We start from the raw sequence: 19962 nt of genomic DNA, 5'->3' as shown, positions 1-19962 counted from the left end.
TGGTCCCGTTGACTATAAAGAGAGGGGGGTGGTTCGGGCAAGCGATGAAGCGATTCCTACAGATCGACTTCCTGCATCAGCATGCCGACTTCCGTGTTGGAAAGGCGACGCAGCCAGCCCGACTTCTGGTCGCCGAGGGTGATCGGCCCGAAGGCGACCCGCACCAGCTTGTCCACCGGGAAGCCCGCCTCGGCGAGCATGCGCCGCACGATGTGCTTGCGGCCCTCGTGGAGGGTGACCTCGACGAGGTAGTTCTTGCCGGTCTGCTCGACGACGCGGAAGTGGTCCGCGCGGGCGTACCCGTCCTCCAGCTGGATGCCGTCCTTGAGCTGCTTGCCCAGGTCACGCGGGATCGGACCCACGATGTGCGCGAGGTAGACCTTCTTCACGCCGTACTTGGGATGGGTCAGGCGGTGCGCCAGCTCGCCGTGGTTGGTGAGCAGGATGACACCCTCGGTCTCGGTGTCGAGCCGCCCCACGTGGAACAGCCGCGTCTCGCGGTTGGTCACGTAGTCCCCCAGGCACTGGCGGCCCTCGGTGTCCTCCATGGTGGAGACGACACCGGCGGGCTTGTTCAGCGCGAAGAACTGGTACGACTGCGTGGCCACGGTCAGACCGTCGACCTTGATCTCGTCCTTCTCGGGGTCGACGCGCATGCCCTGCTCCAGGACGATCTCGCCGTTGACCTCGACGCGAGCCTCCTCGACCAGCTCCTCACAGGCACGGCGCGAGCCGTAGCCCGCGCGGGCCAGGACCTTCTGCAGCCGCTCGCCCTCCTGCTCGGCGCCCGGGAAGGTCTTGGGCAGGTTGGTCTTCGGCTTGCCCGCGTACCGCTCGCGGTTGCGCTCCTCGGCCCGCGCGTCGTACTCACGGGACGTGGCCGGGGCCCAGCGCCCCCGCCCGCTGCCCTGGCCCTGCTTGGGCCCGCCCTTGGCGCCGCCGCGCGCCGAGGCGCCGCGGCCCGACTTCGGACCGTTGTGCGTGCCGTCGGCGCCTACGTCGTAGCGCCGCTCCTCCGGACGCGGCTTCTTCGGACGGCCGCTGCCGCCCTGCTTGTCGTCGCGGTTGTTGCCGGCGCCACGGAAATTACCGCGTCCGCCGCCGTTCCCGCCGCGGCCGCCGCTGTTGCCACCACGGCTCCCGCCGTTGTTTCCGCTGCTGTTCCTGCCGCTGCTGCTTCGCATCACAATTCCGTTAGTCGGCTGTGTCCTGGGTGTACTCGTACCCCGGCGCATCGGGTGCGTCCGGGTCGAACGACGGAACGCCTTCCTGCGTCTCCCCTTCGATCGCGTCCGCCTCGGGGAGGAAGGGCGCGAGCTCCGGAAGCTCGTCAAGGCCACGCAGGCCCATCCACTCCAAAAAGTAGTTCGTCGTCCTGTACAGGATCGCACCTGTTTCGGGTTCCGCGCCCGCCTCCTCCACCAGACCCCTCTGGAGGAGGGTGCGCATCACGCCGTCACAGTTCACACCGCGCACCGCGGAGACCCTGGAACGGCTGACCGGCTGGCGGTACGCGACGACCGCGAGGGTCTCCAGGGCCGCCTGGGTGAGCCGCGCCTGCTGCCCGTCGAGGACGAAGCCCTCCACCGCGGCGGCGTACTCGGGCCGGGTGTAGAACCGCCACCCGCCCGCGACGAGCCGCAGCTCGAAGCCGCGCTTCTGCACGGTGTACTCGTCGGCGAGCTCCCGCAGCGCGTCGGCGACGGCGCGCCTGGGCCGCTTCAGGATCTTCGCGAGGTGCTCCTCGGTGACCGGCTCGTCGACGACCATCAGAACGGCCTCAAGGGCGGGCCGCAGCTCCAGGTCCGCGACACCGCCCGGCCCCGCGGGGTGCTCACTGGCGACGGGGTGCTCACTCACGCCTTGTCCTCCATCGGTTCGGGGGCCCGGTCGAACTCGTCGGTCACGGTCGGCTCCTCCCCGCCGTCCCCACCGGTCCACCGCACCATCAGCTCGCCCAGCGGGTCCTCCTGGTCCAGGACGACGGCCTTCTCGCGGTAGAGCTCCAGGAGGGCGAGGAAGCGGGCGACGACCGTGAGGGTGTCCCCCGCGTCCGCCACAAGGACCCGGAAACTCGTCTCCCCGTGCTCCCGCAGCCGGGCGATGACGAGCCCGGCCTGCTCCTGCACGGAGACCAGCGGAGCGTGGATGTGCTCGACGTAGACCTGCGGCTTCGCGCGGGGCTGCATCGCCTTCACGGCGAGCTTGGCGAATCCTTCCGCCCCGATGCTGATGACCACTTCCGGCAGCAGCTCGGCGTGGTGCGGCTCCAGACCCACGGTCCGCGGATAGCGCCGCGCCTCGCCGTCGAGCCGCCCGCTGAAGATGTCGGCGACCTGTTTGTACGCGCGGTACTGCAGCAGCCGCGCGAACAGCAGGTCCCGTGCTTCGAGGAGCGCCAGGTCGGCCTCGTCCTCGACCTCGGCGGTGGGCAGCAGCCGCGCCGCCTTGAGGTCGAGCAGGGTGGCGGCGACGACCAGGAACTCGGTCGTCTGGTCCAGGTCCCAGTCGGCCCCCATGGCCCGGATGTGCGCCATGAACTCGTCGGTCACCTTCGACAGGGCGACCTCGGTGACATCCAGCTTGTGCTTCGAGATCAGCTGGAGCAGCAGGTCGAAGGGCCCTTCGAAGTTCGCGAGCCGCACCTTGAACCGCCCGTCGGCGGGTTCGACGGATCCGGCGGGTTCCGCAGCCTCAGCAGCCTCGGCGGGCTCAGGCTCCGGGGACTCCTCGGGAGCCCCCCCGGGCCCGCGCCCCAGGGCACGGCGCCGGGCGGGCGGGGGCGGTACGGATTCACTGTTCGAGGCCATGAGGCCAGAAACGCTACCCCTACCGCCCGCGCAGCCGTCGTACGAGAATGCTCGCGTCCCCGCGGGACTCCAGATCGGCGAGGACGACCGCGACGGCCTCCCGCACGATCCGCCCGCGGTCGACCGCGAGCCCGTGCTCGCCGCGCAGCACGAGCCGCGCGTGTTCGAGGTCCATCAGCTCTTCGGCGGAGACGTACACGGTGATCTTCTCGTCGTGCCGCTCGCGCCCGCTGGGCCGCCGGTTGGCCGCCCGTGCCCGTCGCCGCGCCTGCGCGGTCGAGGAGCCGGACTTGGCGCCGCCCTGGGCGGCCGAACCTTCCTGCGCCCCCGAGGAGCGCCGTCCGGCGCCCTTCTCGGCGTCGCCCGCGGTACGGCTGCGGGACTCGCCGGAGCCGGACTCCGCGTCGGTGGCCGCGTGTTCGGCGGGGTCACCGCCGTCGCCCTGCGCCGCCGTGTCCTCGGCGGAGGCGGCCGTCTCGTCGCTCTCGCCCGCCGGAGCGGGCACCTTCGCCTCGCCGTTCGCCTGCCGGCGCGGAGACGACGACTGCAGCGCCATCCCCCCGGTCGTACGGAACAGTTCGTCGGCCCCGGGCAGACTCACTCGGCGTGACACCGGGCGAGCACCTCCCTGGCGAGCTGACGATAGGCGGCCGCGCCGACCGAGTTGGAGGCGTACGTCGTGATCGGCTCACCGGCGACCGTGGTCTCCGGGAAGCGGACCGTACGTCCGATGACCGTGTGGTAGACGTGGTCGTCGAAGGCCTCGACCACGCGCGCGAGCACCTCACGGCTGTGCACCGTGCGGGAGTCGTACATGGTCGCGAGGATGCCGTCGAGCTCCAGGTCGGGGTTGAGCCGCTCCTGGACCTTCTCGATGGTCTCGGTGAGGAGCGCCACACCGCGCAGCGCGAAGAACTCGCACTCAAGCGGCACTATCACCTTGTGAGCGGCCGTCAGGGCGTTCACGGTGAGCAGGCCGAGCGAGGGCTGGCAGTCGATCACGATGTAGTCGTAGTCCTGCATCAGCGGCTTCAGGGCGCGCTGGAGCGTGGACTCGCGCGCGACCTCGCTCACCAGCTGGACCTCGGCCGCGGACAGGTCGATGTTGCTGGGCAGCAGGTCCATGTTCGGGACCGCCGTCTTCAGGAGCACCTCGTCCGCGGCCATGCCGCGCTCCATGAGGAGGTTGTAGACCGTGAGGTCCAGCTCCATCGGGTTGACGCCGAGGCCGACCGAGAGGGCGCCCTGCGGGTCGAAGTCGACGAGCAGGACCCGGCGTCCGTACTCCGCGAGGGCCGCGCCCAGGTTGATGGTCGACGTCGTCTTGCCGACGCCGCCCTTCTGGTTGCACATCGCGATGATCTTCGCGGGACCGTGGTCGGTCAGCGGGCCGGGGATCGGGAAGTACGGCAGCGGGCGTCCCGTGGGGCCGATGCGCTCGCGGCGCTGGCGGGCCGCGTCGGGCGCGAGCGTGGCCGCGTACTCCGGATCGGGCTCGTACTCGGCGTCGGGGTCGTAGAAGTGCCCCTGGGGCAGTTCCTCGTAGTCGGCGAGGTGGGTGTGGGTGTTATCGCCACTCCGGTCGCCGGCCATGGCGTTCACGTGATGGCCATCCATGCTCTGGGGTGCTGACTGTGTCGGCTGGGGGCTCTGCCGGGCTTCGAAGGTGCGGACAGCGACCGAGCCGACGGCCTCGAGCCCCACGGGACCCTGGTCCCGTGCAGACGTTCCTGGTTGACCACCCCCGGGAGCAAATGTCGACTCATTCACAAGTCGTCTTACCTCCTTGGTGACCAGGAAATTTCTCGATAGGTCAGCGTGGCACCATGCCGACGGTTGGCGACTCTATGGCGTGTCACCGCTCCACAGCAACACAATCCGCCGGACCCGGCCCGATGTGTCGGCAATGGAACACCCTTGTGTCAAGGGCGTGCGGCTCGCCATCGACACCTTTCCGGGGTGGGCGAAACGGTTAAAGGGTTACGTTCAAGGCCAGTTGAGCGTGTCCACACTGATACGCATACGGCCGGACCCCTCTCAAGGTCCGGCCGTGGGCGTGAGATTGACGACTTTCGTTGACGAAAGCGGTCAGGTTCAGCCGAGGAGCGACTCCAGCTCGACGTGGTCGAGACCGTGGGCCTCCGCGACCTCCTTGTAAACGACCTTGCCGTCATGGGTGTTGAGACCCAGGGCGAGCGCGTGGTCGCGGCGCAGTGCCTCGACCCAGCCGTTGTTCGCCAGCGACACGATGTACGGCATGGTCGCGTTGGTCAGCGCGTACGTCGAGGTGTTCGGCACCGCGCCGGGCATGTTGGCGACACAGTAGAAGACCGAGTTGTGGACCGGGAAGGTCGGCTCGGCGTGCGTGGTGGCGTGCGAGTCCTCGAAGCAGCCGCCCTGGTCGATCGCGATGTCGACAAGGACACTTCCCGGCTTCATGCGCGAGACGAGCTCGTTGGTGACCAGCTTCGGGGCCTTGGCGCCGGGGATGAGGACGGCACCGATGACGAGGTCGGCCTCCAGGCAGGCCTTCTCCAGCTCGAAGGCGTTGGAGACCACGGTCTGGATCTTCGTGCCGAAGATCTTGTCCGCTTCCTTGAGCTTGTTGATGTCCTTGTCGAGGAGGGTCACGTGGAAGCCCATGCCGATGGCGATCTGCGCGGCGTTCCAGCCGGAGACGCCGCCGCCGATGACGACGGCCTTGCCCGCGGCCACACCCGGGACGCCGCCCGGCAGGACGCCGCGGCCGCCGTTGGCGGCCATCAGGTGGTAGGCGCCGACCTGCGGGGCCAGGCGGCCCGCGACCTCGGACATCGGGGCGAGCAGCGGGAGCGCGCGGTTGGCGGTCTCGACCGTCTCGTACGCGATGGCGGTGGTGCCCGACTCCAGGAGCGCGTCCGTGCACTCCTTGGACGCGGCCAGGTGCAGGTAGGTGAAGAGCGTCTGGTCCTTGCGGAGGCGGTGGTACTCCTCCGCGATCGGCTCCTTGACCTTCAGGAGCAGGTCCGCGGTGGCCCAGACCTCGTCGGCGGTGTCCAGGATCGTGGCGCCGGCCGAGACGTACTCGGCGTCCGTGATCGAGGAGCCGACGCCGGCGTTCCGCTCGATGACGACCTGGTGGCCGTGGCGCACCAGCTCGTGCACACCGGCGGGGGTGATGGCCACCCGGAACTCGTTGTTCTTGACCTCGCGGGGGATGCCGACCTTCATCGTCGATCACGGTCCTTGGCTCAGGGGATTTTTCGGGCAATGCAACGCATACCGGTGCGCGTGGGGGCGCAGCGGGAGACACCGCGGAGGTACGCGGCGGAGCCAGTCTAATGAAGGATTTCGCGCTGTCTAGCCTTTCAATACTTCAATCTTCCGCAGATGCACTACGGATTTCGCAGGCGGAAGGCTCCGCTCCACCATTTGTTTCAAGCCTCGGCCCCGGGGAGAGCTCAGTTCCCAGCATGCGCTCGGCCGCAGCCCGGTGCAGCCGGGCGGCCGCCGGGTCCCCGAGCCGCTCCAGGGTGTCGGCGAGGCGGAGCTGCAGCGCCGCCTGCAGGCGGACGTCCTTGGCGTGCCGCGCCAGCTCGACGGCTTCCTGGCAGGTGCGCAACGACTCCTCGGGCCGTCCCGCGTACTCCTGCACCCGGGCCAGCTCGCTCAACGCCCTTGCCTGGGCGGCCACATCGCCGTTCCTGCGGTGCCCGGTGACGGCCGACCTCCAGTTGCGCAGCGCCTCGCCGTAGCGCCCGGCGTAGGTGTGCACCGCGCCGATCCGGCCGTACAGCCTGGCGGCGTCCGCGCGCTCGCCGCGGGCCAGGCGCTGGGCCAGTGCGCGGCCGAACCAGTCGGAGGCGCGCGGCCAGTCCCCCAGCTCCTGATAGGCGCCGCCTACGGATTCCATCGCGCGCCCGGTCGCGTACGGATCGTTTGCCGCGCGTCCCGCGTCCAGCGCGGCGCGGTAGCGGACCAGCGCGTCCCGGGTCCGCCCTGTCCACGCGTCCAGGTCCGCGAGGTTCAGGAGCGCCGCCGCCTGCTCGCGCGGCAGGTTCCGCCGCTCGGCCACGTCCAGGACGAGCCGGTGGATGCCGTACAGCTCGGGGGCCGCGTCCTCGGTGCCGCGGTGCGCGACAAGCGCCCTGACCAGCGCCGCCATCAGGCGCCGCGCGAGGGTGTCGAGCTCGCCGTCGGCCACCGCGAGCCGGGCGGCCGCGAGCAGCGCGGGCTGCCGAATGCGCAGCCAGTCCGCGGCCGCGTGCGCGCTGGGGAAGCGCAGTGCGCGCGGCAGCCCCGCGAGCTTCTTGCGGGCGGCGGAGGCGTCCGGTTCCGTGACGGCCCTGCAGGACTGGAGCAGGCGCACGGTCCGCTCCAGCATCCGTGCCCTGGCCAGCTGGATCTCGGCGGGGCGGTCCTGGCTCCCGGTGCGGGCCCGCAGCAGCGGGACCAGGCAGCCGGGCACCTCGTACTGCGGGAGGGGGGAGTCGACGGCCCGTACGAGCCCGAGCGCCACGAAGTCGTCGAGCGTGGTCCCGGCCGCGGAGACCGAGCAGCCGGCGAGCGCGGAGGCGGTGTGCGCGTCGACGTCGCCGGCCGGGGCGAGGGAGAGGAACCGCAGTATCCGCGCGGCGGCCGCGGGCAGCGAGGCGTAGGTGTGAGCGAAGACACGCGCGAGGGCCGAGCCCTCGTCGGGCATGTCGTGCACGCGCTTGGCGAGGTCGGCGACGGCCGCCTTGGGCCGCGCCGCGAGCCAGCCGCCGGCGAGGACGAGCGCCGCGGGATGCGCCGCGCACGCCTCGACGAGGGATTCCGCGGAGCGTGGGTCGACGGTGATGCGGACGGGCCCCGCGGCGCGGGCGAGGAGCTCGACGGCGGCCGCCTTGTCCAGGCCGCCGAGGGTGCAGGGCCGGACGTCGGGGATGCCGGTGAGCGGTCCCTCGGAGACCGCGACGACCAGGCAGTCGGGCGTCTCCGGAAGCAGCGGGTCGACCTGTTCGGCGTCGGCGGCGTCGTCGAGGAGCAGCAGCGCCCTGCGGCCGGAAAGGGCCTCCCGGAGGAGGGCGGTGAGGTCGTCCTCGGCGGCCCCCGGGGGTGCGGGCACGCGCAGGGCGTCGAGGAGTTCGCGGGCGGTGCGCTCCGTGGGCACCCGGCCGCCGTCGGGCTCCGTGAGGCGGGCGCGCAGCACGCCGTCGGGGTAGTCGCCGGCGAGCTGCCGGGCGAGTTCCCCGGCGAGCGAGGTGCGGCCCGAGCCGGGGCGGCCCGCGATCAGCAGCACGCGCGCGCGAGGGGCCTTGCGGCCGGAGAGGGTGTCGAGGCCCGCCCGGTCGATGTCGGCGCGGAGTTCCTTCAGCTCCCGGCGTCTGCCGACGAACTGACTCCTCGTCGGCTCCACCGGGGCACTCGCGGGCGGCGGCACCGCGCCGCCCGCGACACCGTCCGTGTCGACCGCCTGATCCGTCACGGGCCACGCTCCCGTCCGCCTGCGCACGAACCCGCCGGGACTCCGGGCGGGACGCTTTCAGAGCCTAGTTCAGGCCCTGCGTCCCACCCGGTCGCGCAGCACGCACAAGTCACCCGATCGGATCAGCAGATCGTCATATCGGAAGGCCCTGAGGGGTTCCACGGAGCGGTTCTACGCCTCGAAGGGCCGGGCCGGCCAGGGGGCCTCGGCCGGGCGCAGCGCGTACAGGCCGTCGCCGTTGAGGGCCGCGTGCAGCGACAGCGCGCCCACCACCAGGCAGTTGTTGTGCAGCTCGCCGGCGAGCACACCCCGTACGAGCTCTTCGAGGGGGATCCGGGCGAGCTCCATGTCGGCCTCCTCCTCGGAGACCTCGAAGCGCTCGCCCTCGGCCTCGGAGAGATCGCGGGCGAGGAAGATCCGTACGGCCTCGTCGCAGCCGCCGGGGGTGGTGTAGACGTCGGTGAGGACACGCCAGTCCTCGGCCTTGACGTGCGCCTCTTCGTAGAGCTCGCGCTGGGCGGCATGCAGCGGGTTCTCGCCGGGGACGTCGAGAAGGCCCGCGGGGATCTCCCAGAGCTTCTGACGGACCGGGTGGCGGTACTGGCGGATGACCAGGACGCGGCCCTCGCCGTCGAGCGCGAGGACGGCCACCGAGCCGGGGTGGACCTGGTAGTCGCGGCGGACGACCGTTCCGTCGGGCATGACCACGTCGTCGGTGCGCACGGAGGTCTTGTTCCCGACGAAGGGGGTCTCCGTCGCCGTGACCTGCCACTCCTCGGCGGTGTCCTTGATCGTCATGTGCCCTGTCCTCCCACACGTGCAAAAAGAAACCGGAGTGTGCGCCTCGGAAGACGCACACCCCGGCAACCGTATCGCTCCGGTGTTACTTGCCCGACTTGCCGCCGGACTTCTGCTCGCGCTGCTGGCGCTCGACGGCGGCCTTCACCAGGCCGGCGAAGAGCGGGTGCGGGCGCGTCGGGCGCGAGCGCAGCTCCGGGTGCGCCTGGGTGGCGACCAGGTAGGGGTGCACCTCGCGCGGGTACTCGACGTACTCCACGAGCTTGCCGTCCGGGGAGGTGCCGGAGAACTGGATGCCCGCCTTCTTCTCCAGGTCGGCGCGGTAGGAGTTGTTCACCTCGTAGCGGTGGCGGTGGCGCTCCTCCACGTACTCCTTGCCGTCGTACACCTCACGCGCGATGGAGCCCTCGGCCAGCTTGGCCGGGTACATGCCGAGGCGCATCGTGCCGCCCATGTCGCCCTCGCCCGCGACGATGTCGAGCTGCTCGGCCATGGTGGAGATCACCGGGTGGGCGGTGGCGGCGTCGAACTCCGTGGAGTTGGCGTCCGGGATGTCCGCGAGGTTGCGGGCCGCCTCGATGACGATGCACTGCAGGCCGAGGCAGATGCCGAGCAGCGGCACCTTGTTCTCGCGGGCGTACCGGATGGCGCTGACCTTGCCGTCGACGCCGCGCTCGCCGAAGCCGCCGGGGATCAGGATCGCGTCGACGTCGCCGAGCTGCTTCTTGGCGCCCGCCGGGGTCTTGCACTCGTCGGAGGTGACCCACTTGACCTTGACGCGGGCCTTGTTCGCGAAGCCGCCCGCGCGCATCGCCTCGGTCACCGAGAGGTAGGCGTCGGGCAGGTCGATGTACTTGCCGACCAGCGCGACGGTGACCTCGTGCTTCGGGTTGTGCACCCGGTCGAGGAGGTCGTCCCACTGGGTCCAGTCGACGTCGCGGAACGGCAGGTCGAGCTTGCGCACGACGTACGCGTCGAGGCCCTCGGTGTGGAGCACCTTCGGGATGTCGTAGATCGACTTGGCGTCGATGGCGGCCACCACGGCGGCCTCGTCGACGTCGCACATCAGCGAGATCTTGCGCTTGATCGCGGTCGGCACCTCGCGGTCGGCGCGCAGCACGATCGCGTCCGGCTGGATACCGATGTTGCGCAGGGCGGCGACGGAGTGCTGGGTCGGCTTGGTCTTCAGCTCGCCGGAGGGGCCGATGTAGGGCAGCAGGGAGATGTGCACGACGAAGACGTTGTCCCGGCCGACCTCGTGGCGGACCTGGCGGACGGTCTCCAGGAACGGCAGCGACTCGATGTCGCCGACCGTGCCGCCGACCTCGGTGATCACGACGTCGACGTCGTCGGCCGCCATGCGGCGGATGCGGTGCTTGATCTCGTTGGTGATGTGCGGGATGACCTGGACGGTGTCGCCGAGGTACTCGCCGCGCCGCTCCTTGGCGATCACCTGGGAGTAGACCTGGCCGGTGGTCACGTTCGCCGAGCCGTCGAGGTCGACGTCGAGGAAGCGCTCGTAGTGACCGATGTCGAGGTCGGTCTCCGCGCCGTCGTTGGTGACGAACACCTCACCGTGCTGGAAGGGGTTCATCGTGCCGGGGTCCACGTTCAGATACGGGTCGAGCTTCTGCATCGTGACGCGCAAGCCCCTAGCCTTGAGCAGCGCGCCGAGACTGGACGCCGTCAGACCCTTACCGAGCGAGGAGGCGACACCCCCGGTGACGAAGATGTGCTTGGTCGTCGTGGCTGTGCTGTTTCGGAAAGCAGCGGGCTGCATGGCCAAGAGGGGGCTCCCGTGGTCGCGGTCTGGAGGTGCGTACCGACGTCCTCACCAGGGATTCGGGGAGGTGTCGTCGCTGCGGTTCGGGGGTTCTATGACCACCGGCTCACGGGCTACCAGGGTATCAGCGACGGAACGAGGCTGCTTCCGGCCACGCACCGCCACCAGGCGCACACAACTCCGTCACCGGACTCGCACGCCCCCACTTTTTCCCGCCCGCACCCGCTCTCACCTGGCGCTCACCCGTTCGGCGCAGCATCGTTGCCGGGAGGGGCGCGCGGATCACCGGGGTGCGTCGTATCCTGCTCAAACACTCGCTGCCGAGCCCATCCGGCACACGGCATCATCCCGCCTTGCACCCGGAACAAGCGCTCGGCAATGATCACTTGACCCCTGATCTGTAAGCGCCCCGCGGGGCGAACGTGGCCGTTCGACTGGAGATAGACGTGGCCGGGCGCATCGAGGACTACGCACTCATCGGAGACATGCAGACCGCCGCCCTGGTCTGCCGGGACGGCACAGTCGACTGGCTGTGCCTGCCCCGCTTCGACTCCCACGCCGTTTTCGCCGGCCTGCTGGGCACCGAGGAGCACGGCTTCTGGCGCCTCGGGCCCGCGTACGGCCCGGACGCGCAGCCACCCACTGCCGCGCGCCGCACCTACCGCGGCGACTCACTGGTGCTGGAATCCGAGTGGGACACGCCACGCGGCACGGTCCGCGTGATCGATTTCATGCCTCCGCGCGGCAGCGACTCGCCGCAGCTGGTGCGGATCGTGGAGGGCGTCACCGGCCGGGTGCCGATGCACTCGGCCCTGCGGATGCGGTTCAGCTACGGCCGCGTGGTGCCCTGGGTACACAAGTTCGACGGGCGCACGGTGGCCGTCGCGGGCCCCGACTCGGTCTGGCTGGACACCACCGCAGAGACCTACGGCAAGGACCTCACCACCTACGCCGACTTCACGGTCTCGCCGGGTGAGCGGATCGCGTTCACCATCTCGTGGCAGCCCTCGCACAAGGAACAGCCCGCGCTCGCGGAGCCCGAGGCGGCGCTCACCGCGACGGAGGACTTCTGGCGGGAGTGGGTCGACCACTGCACGTACCACGGCCCGTACCGCGAGGCCGTGATCCGCTCGCTGATCACGCTCAAGGCACTGACGTACGCGCCGACCGGCGGCATCGTCGCGGCCCCCACCACCTCGCTGCCCGAGGACGTCGGAGGCTCGCGGAACTGGGACTACCGCTTCACCTGGCTGCGCGACGCCGCGATCACGCTGTCGTCGCTGCTGCGCACGGGCTACCGCGAGGAGGCCCGCGCCTGGCGCGAGTGGCTGCTGCGCGCGGTGGCGGGCGACCCGGAGAACCTGCAGATCATGTACGGCATCGCGGGCGAGCGCGAGCTCGGCGAGACGGAGCTGGACTGGCTGCCGGGGTACGAGGGCTCACAGCCGGTCCGGGCGGGCAACGGCGCGGCGGGCCAGCTGCAGCTCGATGTGTACGGCGAGGTCACCGAGGCCCTCCATCTGGCCCACATGACCGGCCTGACCCGCAACGACTACGCCTCACTCCTCCAGCTCAAGCTGATCCGCTATCTGGAAGACCACTGGGACGAGCCGGACGAGGGCATCTGGGAGGTGCGCGGCCCGCGCCGCCACTTCGTGCACTCGAAGGTGATGGCCTGGGTCGCCGTGGACCGCACCATCAAGCTCATCGAGTCCGGTGACGCGGACGGCCCGCTGGAGAAGTGGCGCGAACTGCGCGACGACATCCACCGGGACGTGTGCGAGAAGGGCTACGACAAGGAGCGGAACACCTTCACGCAGTCGTACGGCTCCAAGGAGCTGGACGCCTCGCTGCTGCTGATTCCGCAGATGGGCTTCCTGCCGCCCGACGACAAGCGGGTCATCGGCACGATCGAGGCGATCCAGCGGGAACTCTCGACGCCGGACGGCTTCATCCTGCGCTACCCCACGGCCGGCGACGACGAGGGCGTGGACGGCCTCGAAGGCGACGAGGGGGCGTTCCTGGCCTGCTCGTTCTGGATGGCCGACGACCTCGCGATGATCGGCCGGGTCGACGAGGCCCGCAAGCTCTTCGAGAAGCTCCTGGCGCTCCGCAACGACCTGGGGCTCCTCGCCGAGGAGTGGGACTCCAAGCTGCAGCGCCAGGTGGGCAACTTCCCGCAGGCGTTCAGCCACGTGCCGCTGATCGACACGGCGCTGCGGCTGACGGCGTCGGGGGCGTACGGGGGCTGAGGCCCGTCGGGCGGACCGGGGCGCTCCGGATGACGGGCACCCGGGATGCCCGCCGGACAAGTGCCCCGGTAGCGTCCGCGCCATGGACAGTCAGGGCAATCAGGGCGGCATCACCGTGCAGCGCGCGCTGGAACTTCCGGGGTTGCGCGGTGGGCTCCCCGAGGTCGTGGCGGGCGCGGAGCGGCTGCAGCGGACGGTGCGGTGGGTGCACGCGGGCGAGGTGCCCAACATCGCCTCGCTGCTGAAGGGCGGCGAGCTGCTGCTCACCACGGGGCTCGGGCTCGGCGCCCGCCCGGCCGAGCAACGCTCCTTCGTGCGCAAGCTCGCCGAACGGGGCATCGCGGCACTCGTCGTCGAGCTCGGGCCGCGCTTCACCCGGCTGCCCGCGGCGATCGTGGAGACGGCGCGCGCGGCCGGTCTCCCGCTGGTGCAGCTGCACCGCGAGGTGCCGTTCGTGACGGTCACCGAAGAGGTCCACACCGAGATCGTCAACGGCCACTACGCGCTGCTCCAGCGGGCCGAGGAGGTCCACCGGCGCTGCACGGAGGCGCTGCTCGGCGGGGGCGGCATACCGCAGGTCCTCGCCGTCCTCGCCGAGTTCAGCGGCAACCCGGTGTTCCTGGAGACGGCGGACGGGCAGCTCCTGTACGCCGCGGGGGCGGGCACCGAGTGCGCGGACCCGCTCCAGGTGTGGGAGGGGCTGCGGGGCCGTGCCGTCGACCGGGAGGGGCCGCCCGCGAGCGCGGTCATCGTGGACGTGCCGGGCGGCGGCCCCGGCGGCGGCTCGGTGCGGGCCCGGCTCGTGCTGCTCGCCGTGGAGTCGGCGCCGCTGCCGGTGCACCGCATCGCCGCGGAGCGTGCGGCGAGCAGCCTCGCGGTGGTGCTGATGCAGGCCCGCCAGGAGGAGGAGCTCGCGGCGCGCGGCCGGGGCGACTTCCTCACCGACCTCGCGGAGGGGCGGATCACCGCCGAGGACGCCCCCGCGCAGGCGCGCGTCCTCGGTTTCAAGCCGGGCTCGGCCGACAGCCCGCTCCTGCCGGTGGTGATGCGGCTCGCGGACGGGCTGCCGACCGGCGGCGGCTGGGCGGTGCTCGCCCGGGCGGTCGCGGAGGAGCTCGCGTCGGTGGGAGTGCCCGCGCTGCTCGGTGTGCGTCCCGTCGAGGGCCGTGTGCCGGTACTGCTCGGCCTGCGGTCGGAGTCCGAGCGGACCGCGGTCGCCGACCGGGTCGCCGCCGCGCTGCGGGCCGGCGTCGAGCGGGCCGGGATGCGGCGGCCCGGGGCGCAGCCGCCGGTCGTGGTGGTCGGGGTCGCGGGCGGCTGGGCGGCGGCGTCGGCGGGTCTGCGGCACGCGGCGGAGACGGCGACGGCCGCGCAGGGGCTCTCCGACCGCCCCTGGTACGACGCGCGGCGGCTCGACATCGATCTGCTGCTGTGGCGGCTGCACCGGCACGACGAGGACGGGGTCCTCGCGGCGTTCGTGGACCGGGCGATCGGCCCGCTGCGGGCCCACGACCAGCGTTCGAAGCCGCCGCTGCTGCCCACGCTGCAGACGTATCTGGCGCACGCGGGCCGCAAGGCGGAGACGGCCCGCGAGCTGCACCTGAACCGGCAGACCCTCTACAACCGTCTCGCCCGGATCAGCGAACTCCTCGGCACCGATCTCGACGATCCGCAGACGGTGCTCGCGCTGAGCCTGGCGCTGCGGGCGCGCAGACACGTGGCGTGACGTGACCCCTCGGTGCGGTCAGCTGTACGGCAGTGGCTGGGTCAACTCGTCGTAGACGCTGAGGACTTGGGTGACCGTGTCGTCCTCGGTCGGCCAGGTGGCGGCCTGGGCCGCGCCCCGATCCTTCAGCTCCGCCCGGCGGACGGGGTCGGCGAGGAGGCGTACGACCGCGGTGGCGAGGGCCTCCGCGTCGCCGTACGCCACGAGTTCCGCCGCGTCCCCGACCAGTTCGGGCACGCCGCCCACCGCAGTCGCCACGAGCGGCACGCGGGCGTGGAGGGCTTCCTGGGCGAGCACGGAGCGGGACTCCCAACTGCTGGGCAGCACCGCGACGTCGGCGGCCGCGAGGAGTTCGGGGACGTCGTCGCGCCGCCCGACGAGGCGGGCCGGGAGCTGTTCGTCCTCGATGCGGCGCTGCAGGGCGGCCCGTTCGGGCCCCTCCCCCGCGACGACGAGGAGCGGCAGCGGGTCCAGATGGCGCCACGCGCGTGTGGCGTCGAGGAGTACGTCGTATCCATGGTTCTGTTCGAGGGCGCCGACGGCCAGGATCAACGGCCGGTCCACGGCGCCGAGTTCGGCGCGGGCCTTGTGGAGCAGGCAGTCGGGCTCCTCCGTCGTGTCCGGGCGGCGCGGCGCGGGCAGTGCGATGGGCGCGAGGCGGGCGTCGCGCGCGCCCCTGATGCGGGCCCGGTCGACGAGGTCGGACGAGGCCCCGAGGACGACGGCCGCGGCTTTCGCGACGCGCCGCTCCAGGAGGCGCAGGAGGCGGGCGCGCGCCCCCTCGGCGTGTGCGCGGGTGTGCCAGGTGACGACGAGCGGGGTGCGGCGCCCGGTGAGGGCGACGGCGGCGCGGAGCCCGGCGTGCAGCCCGTGCGCGTGGACGAGGTCGGCGTCGGCGCAGGCCGTGCGGAGAGCGGCCACGGCGGCGGGGTCGCTGCTGCGGGGCACGGGGACGTGCCGGGCGCCGGTTCCTGTGAGGCCGTAGGTGCGGGCGGCCTCCTCGGGGGCGCACACGGTGACCCGCACGCCCCTGGCGGTGAGTCCAGCGGCCAGTGACCTGACGTGCGCGCTGCTGCCCGCGCTGCCTCCGCCGAGAACTTGAACGGTGTGCAGCGGCGTCTGTCCGTGCGGCGAGTGGCTGCTCACGTGGCTCACGTGGCCGGGGCTCCTGGGTCTGCGTCGGGCGGTGCTTCGGACTGGTACTCGGGCAGATGCTGCGCCAAGGATGCCAGTCCGTACGGACGTTCCGGCACTGCCGAAAGGTCACTTCCGCATTTGGACGGGCAACTCCGCGGGCGGGATCACCCACATGGGTGATGGATGTTCAGAACGGACACGCGTACGGGGCGCCCTGGAAACGGTCGTAGATCTCGCGGAGCCAGGGTTCACGGACGGCGGGCAGCCGCGCCAACGTACTGAGGAACACCCCACGGTCGGGCGTGAACAGTCGGAAGGGGTACGGCGGCAGCGGGTCGTCGCGGAAGACGCCGTCCGGCATGCCGCCCGCCACGGGGACGGGCAGCTCTACGCGCGGAAAGGCCATGGACAGCCACACGTCGGCTTCGAGCGGCACGGCGGCCATGGTGCCGGGCGGCTGCCAGACCTCGCCCGTCCGCGGGTGCCGCGGCACCACGGCGATGTCCGCGGCGGCCGGGGGCAGCCCCGGGCCGGCCAGGACGGCTCGCCTCCGCACGGGGGCCGGCGGGAACAGCGCGTCGAGCGCACGGCCGAAGGTGTCCTCCAGGACGCCGTCGGGAAGAGCCACCCGCGCGCCCGCCGAGACCGCGAGCAGCTGCGCCAGCGCCGCTCCGACGGCCGCCTCCCACCGCGCGTTCCACGACCCCCACGGCTCGATCGGCGGCGCCCCCTGGTGCTCCTCCGCCAGCACCTCCCAGTCGGCCCCCGCGTGCTCGGGGCCGTCATCGGGACCGTCATCGGGTACGCGGCGGACGGCGTCCGGCACGAACCACACCACCTGCCAGTACGAGCAGTCGTCGACGCGGGTCGCCACCTCACTGCCGCAGTGGGCGCAGGCGAGGTTCGGACCGGCCCGCCCGTCGAGGCCGATGCAGTAGCCGTCGCACCGCTCGGGGATCAGGACGGTGCCGCAGGTGTCCCCCGGTGCGACGACGACGGCGCCAGGAGCACCGAAGGACAGGCTGAACTCGGGCGCGAAGACGCCTCGCGCCGCCGCTTCCTCGGCCCCGATCTCGCTCCACGGGCGCCAGGGCGGCCCGGACGGCTCCGGGTCGACGGCGTACGTCCCCGACTCCATGAGCGCGGGCAGCAGGTCGTGTCCGTACTTCTGACGGGCCCGCACGGGAAGCGCGACCCGCTCGACGGGACGGGTCAGCACGGCATCGCACCGCACGCACGCGAACACAGCCATCTGTCCTCCCCCTTGCCCCGGCCCCTCAGTCAGCCGAGGTCCGCCCCCGCCGCCCGGCTGACCTCGTCGCCGTACACCGCCGCGGCCACCAGCGCCGCGGCGTGCAGGACCAGACCCGCACGCCCGTTGCCCGCGACGACGGCGGTGCCGAGGGCCGCGCCCAGTGCGTGTGCGCCGGCGTCGCCGAGCATCGCGCGCTCACCGATGTCGTCGGGGAGCACGGCTGCCGCGGCCCCCATGGACGCGGCGGCGACGACCGCGCCAGGACCCTTGCGCAGCAGCCCCGGCGCGGCGAGCGCCAGCACGGTCGCGCAGGCCCGCCCCGGCCGCACGTCGACGAGGTTCACGAAGTGCGCGGCCCCGGCGATCACCACACCCGCGAGGGCCTTGTCCAGGGGACGTTCCTTGAGCAGCGCCCCGGCGGCGGCCCCCGCCGCCGAGATGCCGAACAGCTTCACGGCACCGCTGGTGACCTCGCCGCTCCGCAGCGCCCCGAGATGCGCGCGGAACCCGCGGCGCGGGTCACCGGCTCCCGCCACGTCGTCGTACGCCCCGCAGGCACCGGCCGCGAGCACGGCCAGGGCGGCGGCCCCCCGCGGACCGGCCGGCAGCACGGCGGCACCGGCCGCGGCGCCGACGGCGGCAGCGGGCCCTGCGTACAGCTCGACGGTCCGTCCCGCGTAGTTCCGCCGCGTCCACCGGGCGGTTCCGCCGGGCGGGCGCGAGCGCAGCGCGGCGGTCGCGGCACGGGTGACGGCGGCAGCGGCGAGCAGGGCGCCGAGCCGCCGTCCGGACGTGGATTCGATCATTGCGTCACCCTATGTCCCCCGGCTCAGAGCCTGTCTTCGAACCCCCGTCGTTCGCGCGGCGCGCAGGCGGGGGTTCGCAGATAGGCTCTCAGGGGTCAGCCGTCGCCCCGGGCCGTGGCCAGCAGTTCCTCCGCGTGTGCCCGGGCCGTCTCGGAGTCCTCCTGGCCCGCCAGCATCCGCGACAGCTCCCGCACCCGGGCCTCGCCCTCCAGGACCTGGACTCCGGAGCGGGTCACCATTCCGTCGTTCGTCTTCTCGACGAGCAGCTGCCGGTCGGCGAAGGCCGCGACCTGCGGCAGATGCGTGACGACCACGACCTGCGCCGACTTGGCGAGGCGTGCCAGGCGCCGGCCGATCTCGACCGCCGCCTTGCCGCCGACGCCCGCGTCGACCTCGTCGAAGAGGTACGTGGGGACCGGGTCCGTGCCCGCGAAGACCACCTCGACAGCGAGCATCACGCGCGACAGCTCACCGCCCGACGCGCCCTTGGCGATGGGCCGGGGCGGGGCGCCCGGGTGCGGGGCGAGGAGCAGCTCGACCTCGTCGACGCCCGCGGGGCCGTACGCGACCGTGCGGCCGTCGACCTGCACGCCGTCGGACCCCTCGGGCACCTCCGTGCTGCTGATGGCGATCGACACGCGCGCGTGGGGCATCGCCAGCGAGGCGAGCTCCTCGGTGACGGCGGCGGCGAACCGCGACGCCGCCTCCTGCCGCGCGTCGGTCAACGCCTGCGCGAGCCCGGCGAGTTCGGTGCGCAGCGCGTCCCGCTCTGCGGTCAGCTCCCCCAACCGGTCGTCGTCGCCCTCCAGTTCGGTGAGGCGCGCCGCGCCCTCCTCCGCCCAGGCGAGCACGGCGTCGATGTCCGCGCCGTACTTCCTGGTGAGCTGCGTCAGCGCGGCCCTGCGCTCCTCGACGGCGGAGAGCCGCAGCGGGTCGGCGTCCAGGTCGTCGGCGTATCCGGCGAGCTCGCCCGCCACGTCGCCCAGCAGGATCCCGATCTCGCCGAGGCGGTCGGCGAGGGCGGACAGGGCGGGGTCGTGGGAGCGTACGGCTTCGAGGGCCCGCGAGGCGCCCGCGACCAGCGTCGAGGCGTCGACGACCTCGGGGTCCTCGGGGTTGCCCGCGAGCGCGGCGTGCGCGGCGGTGGCGGCGGAGGCGAGGGCCTCCGCGTGGCCGAGCCGCTCGGCCTCGGCCGCGAGTTCGACGTCCTCGCCCGCGCGCGGCTCGACCCCCGCGATCTCGTCGAGGCCGAAGCGGAGCAGATCCGCTTCCTGGGCGCGCTCCCGCGCGCGCGTGGTGATCTCCTCGACCTCGGTGGTGACGGCCCGCAGCCTGCGGTAGGCGGCCGTGTACTTGGCGAGCGGCACGGAGACCGCGTCGCCCGCGTACCGGTCGAGGGCGGCGCGCTGCCGGGCGGGCTTGAGCAGGCCCTGCTGATCGGTCTGGCCGTGCACGGCGACGAGGTCGTCGGCGAGTTCGGAGAGCAGGCCGACCGGCACCGAGCGCCCGCCCAGGTGCGCCCGCGAGCGCCCTTCCGCCGAGACGGTCCGGCTGATCAGCAGCGCGCCGTCGTCGAGTTCGGCCCCGGCCTCCTCGGCACGCACGACCGCCGCGGCGTCGGCGGGCACGGCGATGCGCCCCTCCACCACCGCCGACTTCGCGCCGATCCGCACCAGGGCGGGATCCGCGCGACCGCCGAGCAGCAGGCCAAGGCTGGTGACCACCATCGTCTTGCCCGCACCGGTCTCACCCGTCACGGCGGTGAAGCCCGGCGACAGCTCGACGACCGCGTCGTCGATGACTCCGAGCGACCGTATCCGCATCTCCTCCAACACGGACACGACCTTACGAGGTCCGGGGCCCGGTGTGCGACGGGCCCTGGCCTCCGGCCGTGAAGGCGCAGGTGGAAGCGGCGCATCCGCGGCCGCTGTCACCCGCTGGAGTGGAGG

At 72.4% G+C, this 19962-nt stretch carries 15 protein-coding genes; 2 read left to right on the top strand and 13 right to left on the bottom strand.

The window, feature by feature from the left end; translation table 11 throughout:
* Positions 1 to 56: 56 nt before the first annotated feature.
* From AB0H82_RS11265 to AB0H82_RS11225, 9 genes are all read right to left on the bottom strand, one after another.
* Positions 57 to 1184 carry a pseudouridine synthase gene (locus AB0H82_RS11265; RefSeq protein ID WP_362991212.1) on the bottom strand — a complete coding sequence of 376 codons (1128 nt, stop codon included), beginning with the start codon at positions 1182 to 1184 and terminating at the stop codon, positions 57 to 59.
* A gap of 10 nt (positions 1185 to 1194) precedes the next feature.
* On the bottom strand, positions 1195 to 1860 hold the full coding sequence (gene scpB, locus AB0H82_RS11260; protein WP_362991210.1) for an SMC-Scp complex subunit ScpB: 666 nt from the start codon (positions 1858 to 1860) through the stop codon (positions 1195 to 1197).
* Complete coding sequence (locus tag AB0H82_RS11255; protein WP_362991208.1) at positions 1857 to 2810, bottom strand: segregation/condensation protein A; 954 nt, start codon at positions 2808 to 2810, stop codon at positions 1857 to 1859. The genes scpB and AB0H82_RS11255 overlap by 4 nt, the downstream gene beginning before the upstream one ends.
* 19 nt (positions 2811 to 2829) lie before the next feature.
* A complete protein-coding gene (locus AB0H82_RS11250) occupies positions 2830 to 3423 on the bottom strand; it encodes a hypothetical protein (RefSeq protein ID WP_362991206.1) in 594 nt (197 codons plus the stop codon).
* Positions 3408 to 4514 carry a ParA family protein gene (locus AB0H82_RS11245; protein WP_362991205.1) on the bottom strand — a complete coding sequence of 369 codons (1107 nt, stop codon included), beginning with the start codon at positions 4512 to 4514 and terminating at the stop codon, positions 3408 to 3410. The genes AB0H82_RS11250 and AB0H82_RS11245 overlap by 16 nt, the downstream gene beginning before the upstream one ends.
* A 390-nt stretch (positions 4515 to 4904) precedes the next feature.
* Positions 4905 to 6020, bottom strand: coding sequence for an alanine dehydrogenase (gene ald / locus AB0H82_RS11240; protein WP_362991203.1), 1116 nt, complete (start codon positions 6018 to 6020; stop codon positions 4905 to 4907).
* 145 nt (positions 6021 to 6165) lie between these two features.
* Positions 6166 to 8211 (bottom strand): tetratricopeptide repeat protein, encoded by a 2046-nt coding sequence (locus AB0H82_RS11235; protein ID WP_362991530.1) that lies wholly within the window; start codon positions 8209 to 8211, stop codon positions 6166 to 6168.
* Between the two features lie 216 nt (positions 8212 to 8427).
* Complete coding sequence (locus AB0H82_RS11230) at positions 8428 to 9054, bottom strand: NUDIX hydrolase (RefSeq protein WP_362991201.1); 627 nt, start codon at positions 9052 to 9054, stop codon at positions 8428 to 8430.
* An 85-nt stretch (positions 9055 to 9139) separates the two neighbouring features.
* A complete protein-coding gene (locus AB0H82_RS11225; RefSeq protein ID WP_362991199.1) occupies positions 9140 to 10834 on the bottom strand; it encodes a CTP synthase in 1695 nt (564 codons plus the stop codon).
* 443 nt (positions 10835 to 11277) lie between these two features.
* Here AB0H82_RS11225 and AB0H82_RS11220 point away from each other — a divergent pair, with 443 nt between their 5' ends.
* Together AB0H82_RS11220 and AB0H82_RS11215 are read left to right on the top strand one after the other, a co-directional pair.
* On the top strand, positions 11278 to 13089 hold the full coding sequence (locus AB0H82_RS11220) for a glycoside hydrolase family 15 protein (RefSeq protein ID WP_362991528.1): 1812 nt from the start codon (positions 11278 to 11280) through the stop codon (positions 13087 to 13089).
* 82 nt (positions 13090 to 13171) lie between these two features.
* A complete protein-coding gene (locus AB0H82_RS11215) occupies positions 13172 to 14815 on the top strand; it encodes a PucR family transcriptional regulator (RefSeq protein WP_362991197.1) in 1644 nt (547 codons plus the stop codon).
* An 18-nt stretch (positions 14816 to 14833) separates the two neighbouring features.
* Here AB0H82_RS11215 and AB0H82_RS11210 read toward each other — a convergent pair whose 3' ends face one another.
* From AB0H82_RS11210 to recN, 4 genes are all read right to left on the bottom strand, one after another.
* A complete protein-coding gene (locus tag AB0H82_RS11210; RefSeq protein WP_362991195.1) occupies positions 14834 to 15970 on the bottom strand; it encodes a glycosyltransferase family 4 protein in 1137 nt (378 codons plus the stop codon).
* Between the two features lie 169 nt (positions 15971 to 16139).
* Positions 16140 to 17204 (bottom strand): hypothetical protein, encoded by a 1065-nt coding sequence (locus AB0H82_RS11205; RefSeq protein WP_362991193.1) that lies wholly within the window; start codon positions 17202 to 17204, stop codon positions 16140 to 16142.
* A gap of 29 nt (positions 17205 to 17233) precedes the next feature.
* A complete protein-coding gene (locus AB0H82_RS11200; protein WP_362991191.1) occupies positions 17234 to 18013 on the bottom strand; it encodes a hypothetical protein in 780 nt (259 codons plus the stop codon).
* 95 nt (positions 18014 to 18108) lie between these two features.
* Positions 18109 to 19836, bottom strand: a complete 1728-nt coding sequence (gene recN, locus AB0H82_RS11195; RefSeq protein WP_362991526.1) for a DNA repair protein RecN — start codon at positions 19834 to 19836, stop codon at positions 18109 to 18111.
* Positions 19837 to 19962: the final 126 nt, after the last annotated feature.

Origin of the sequence: Streptomyces sp. NPDC050732 (assembly GCF_040654255.1) — a bacterium.
Taxonomy (GTDB): domain Bacteria; phylum Actinomycetota; class Actinomycetes; order Streptomycetales; family Streptomycetaceae; genus Streptomyces.
The sequence above is the reverse complement of the archived record's forward strand: the minus strand, read 5'-3'. Positions and strand labels throughout refer to the sequence as shown.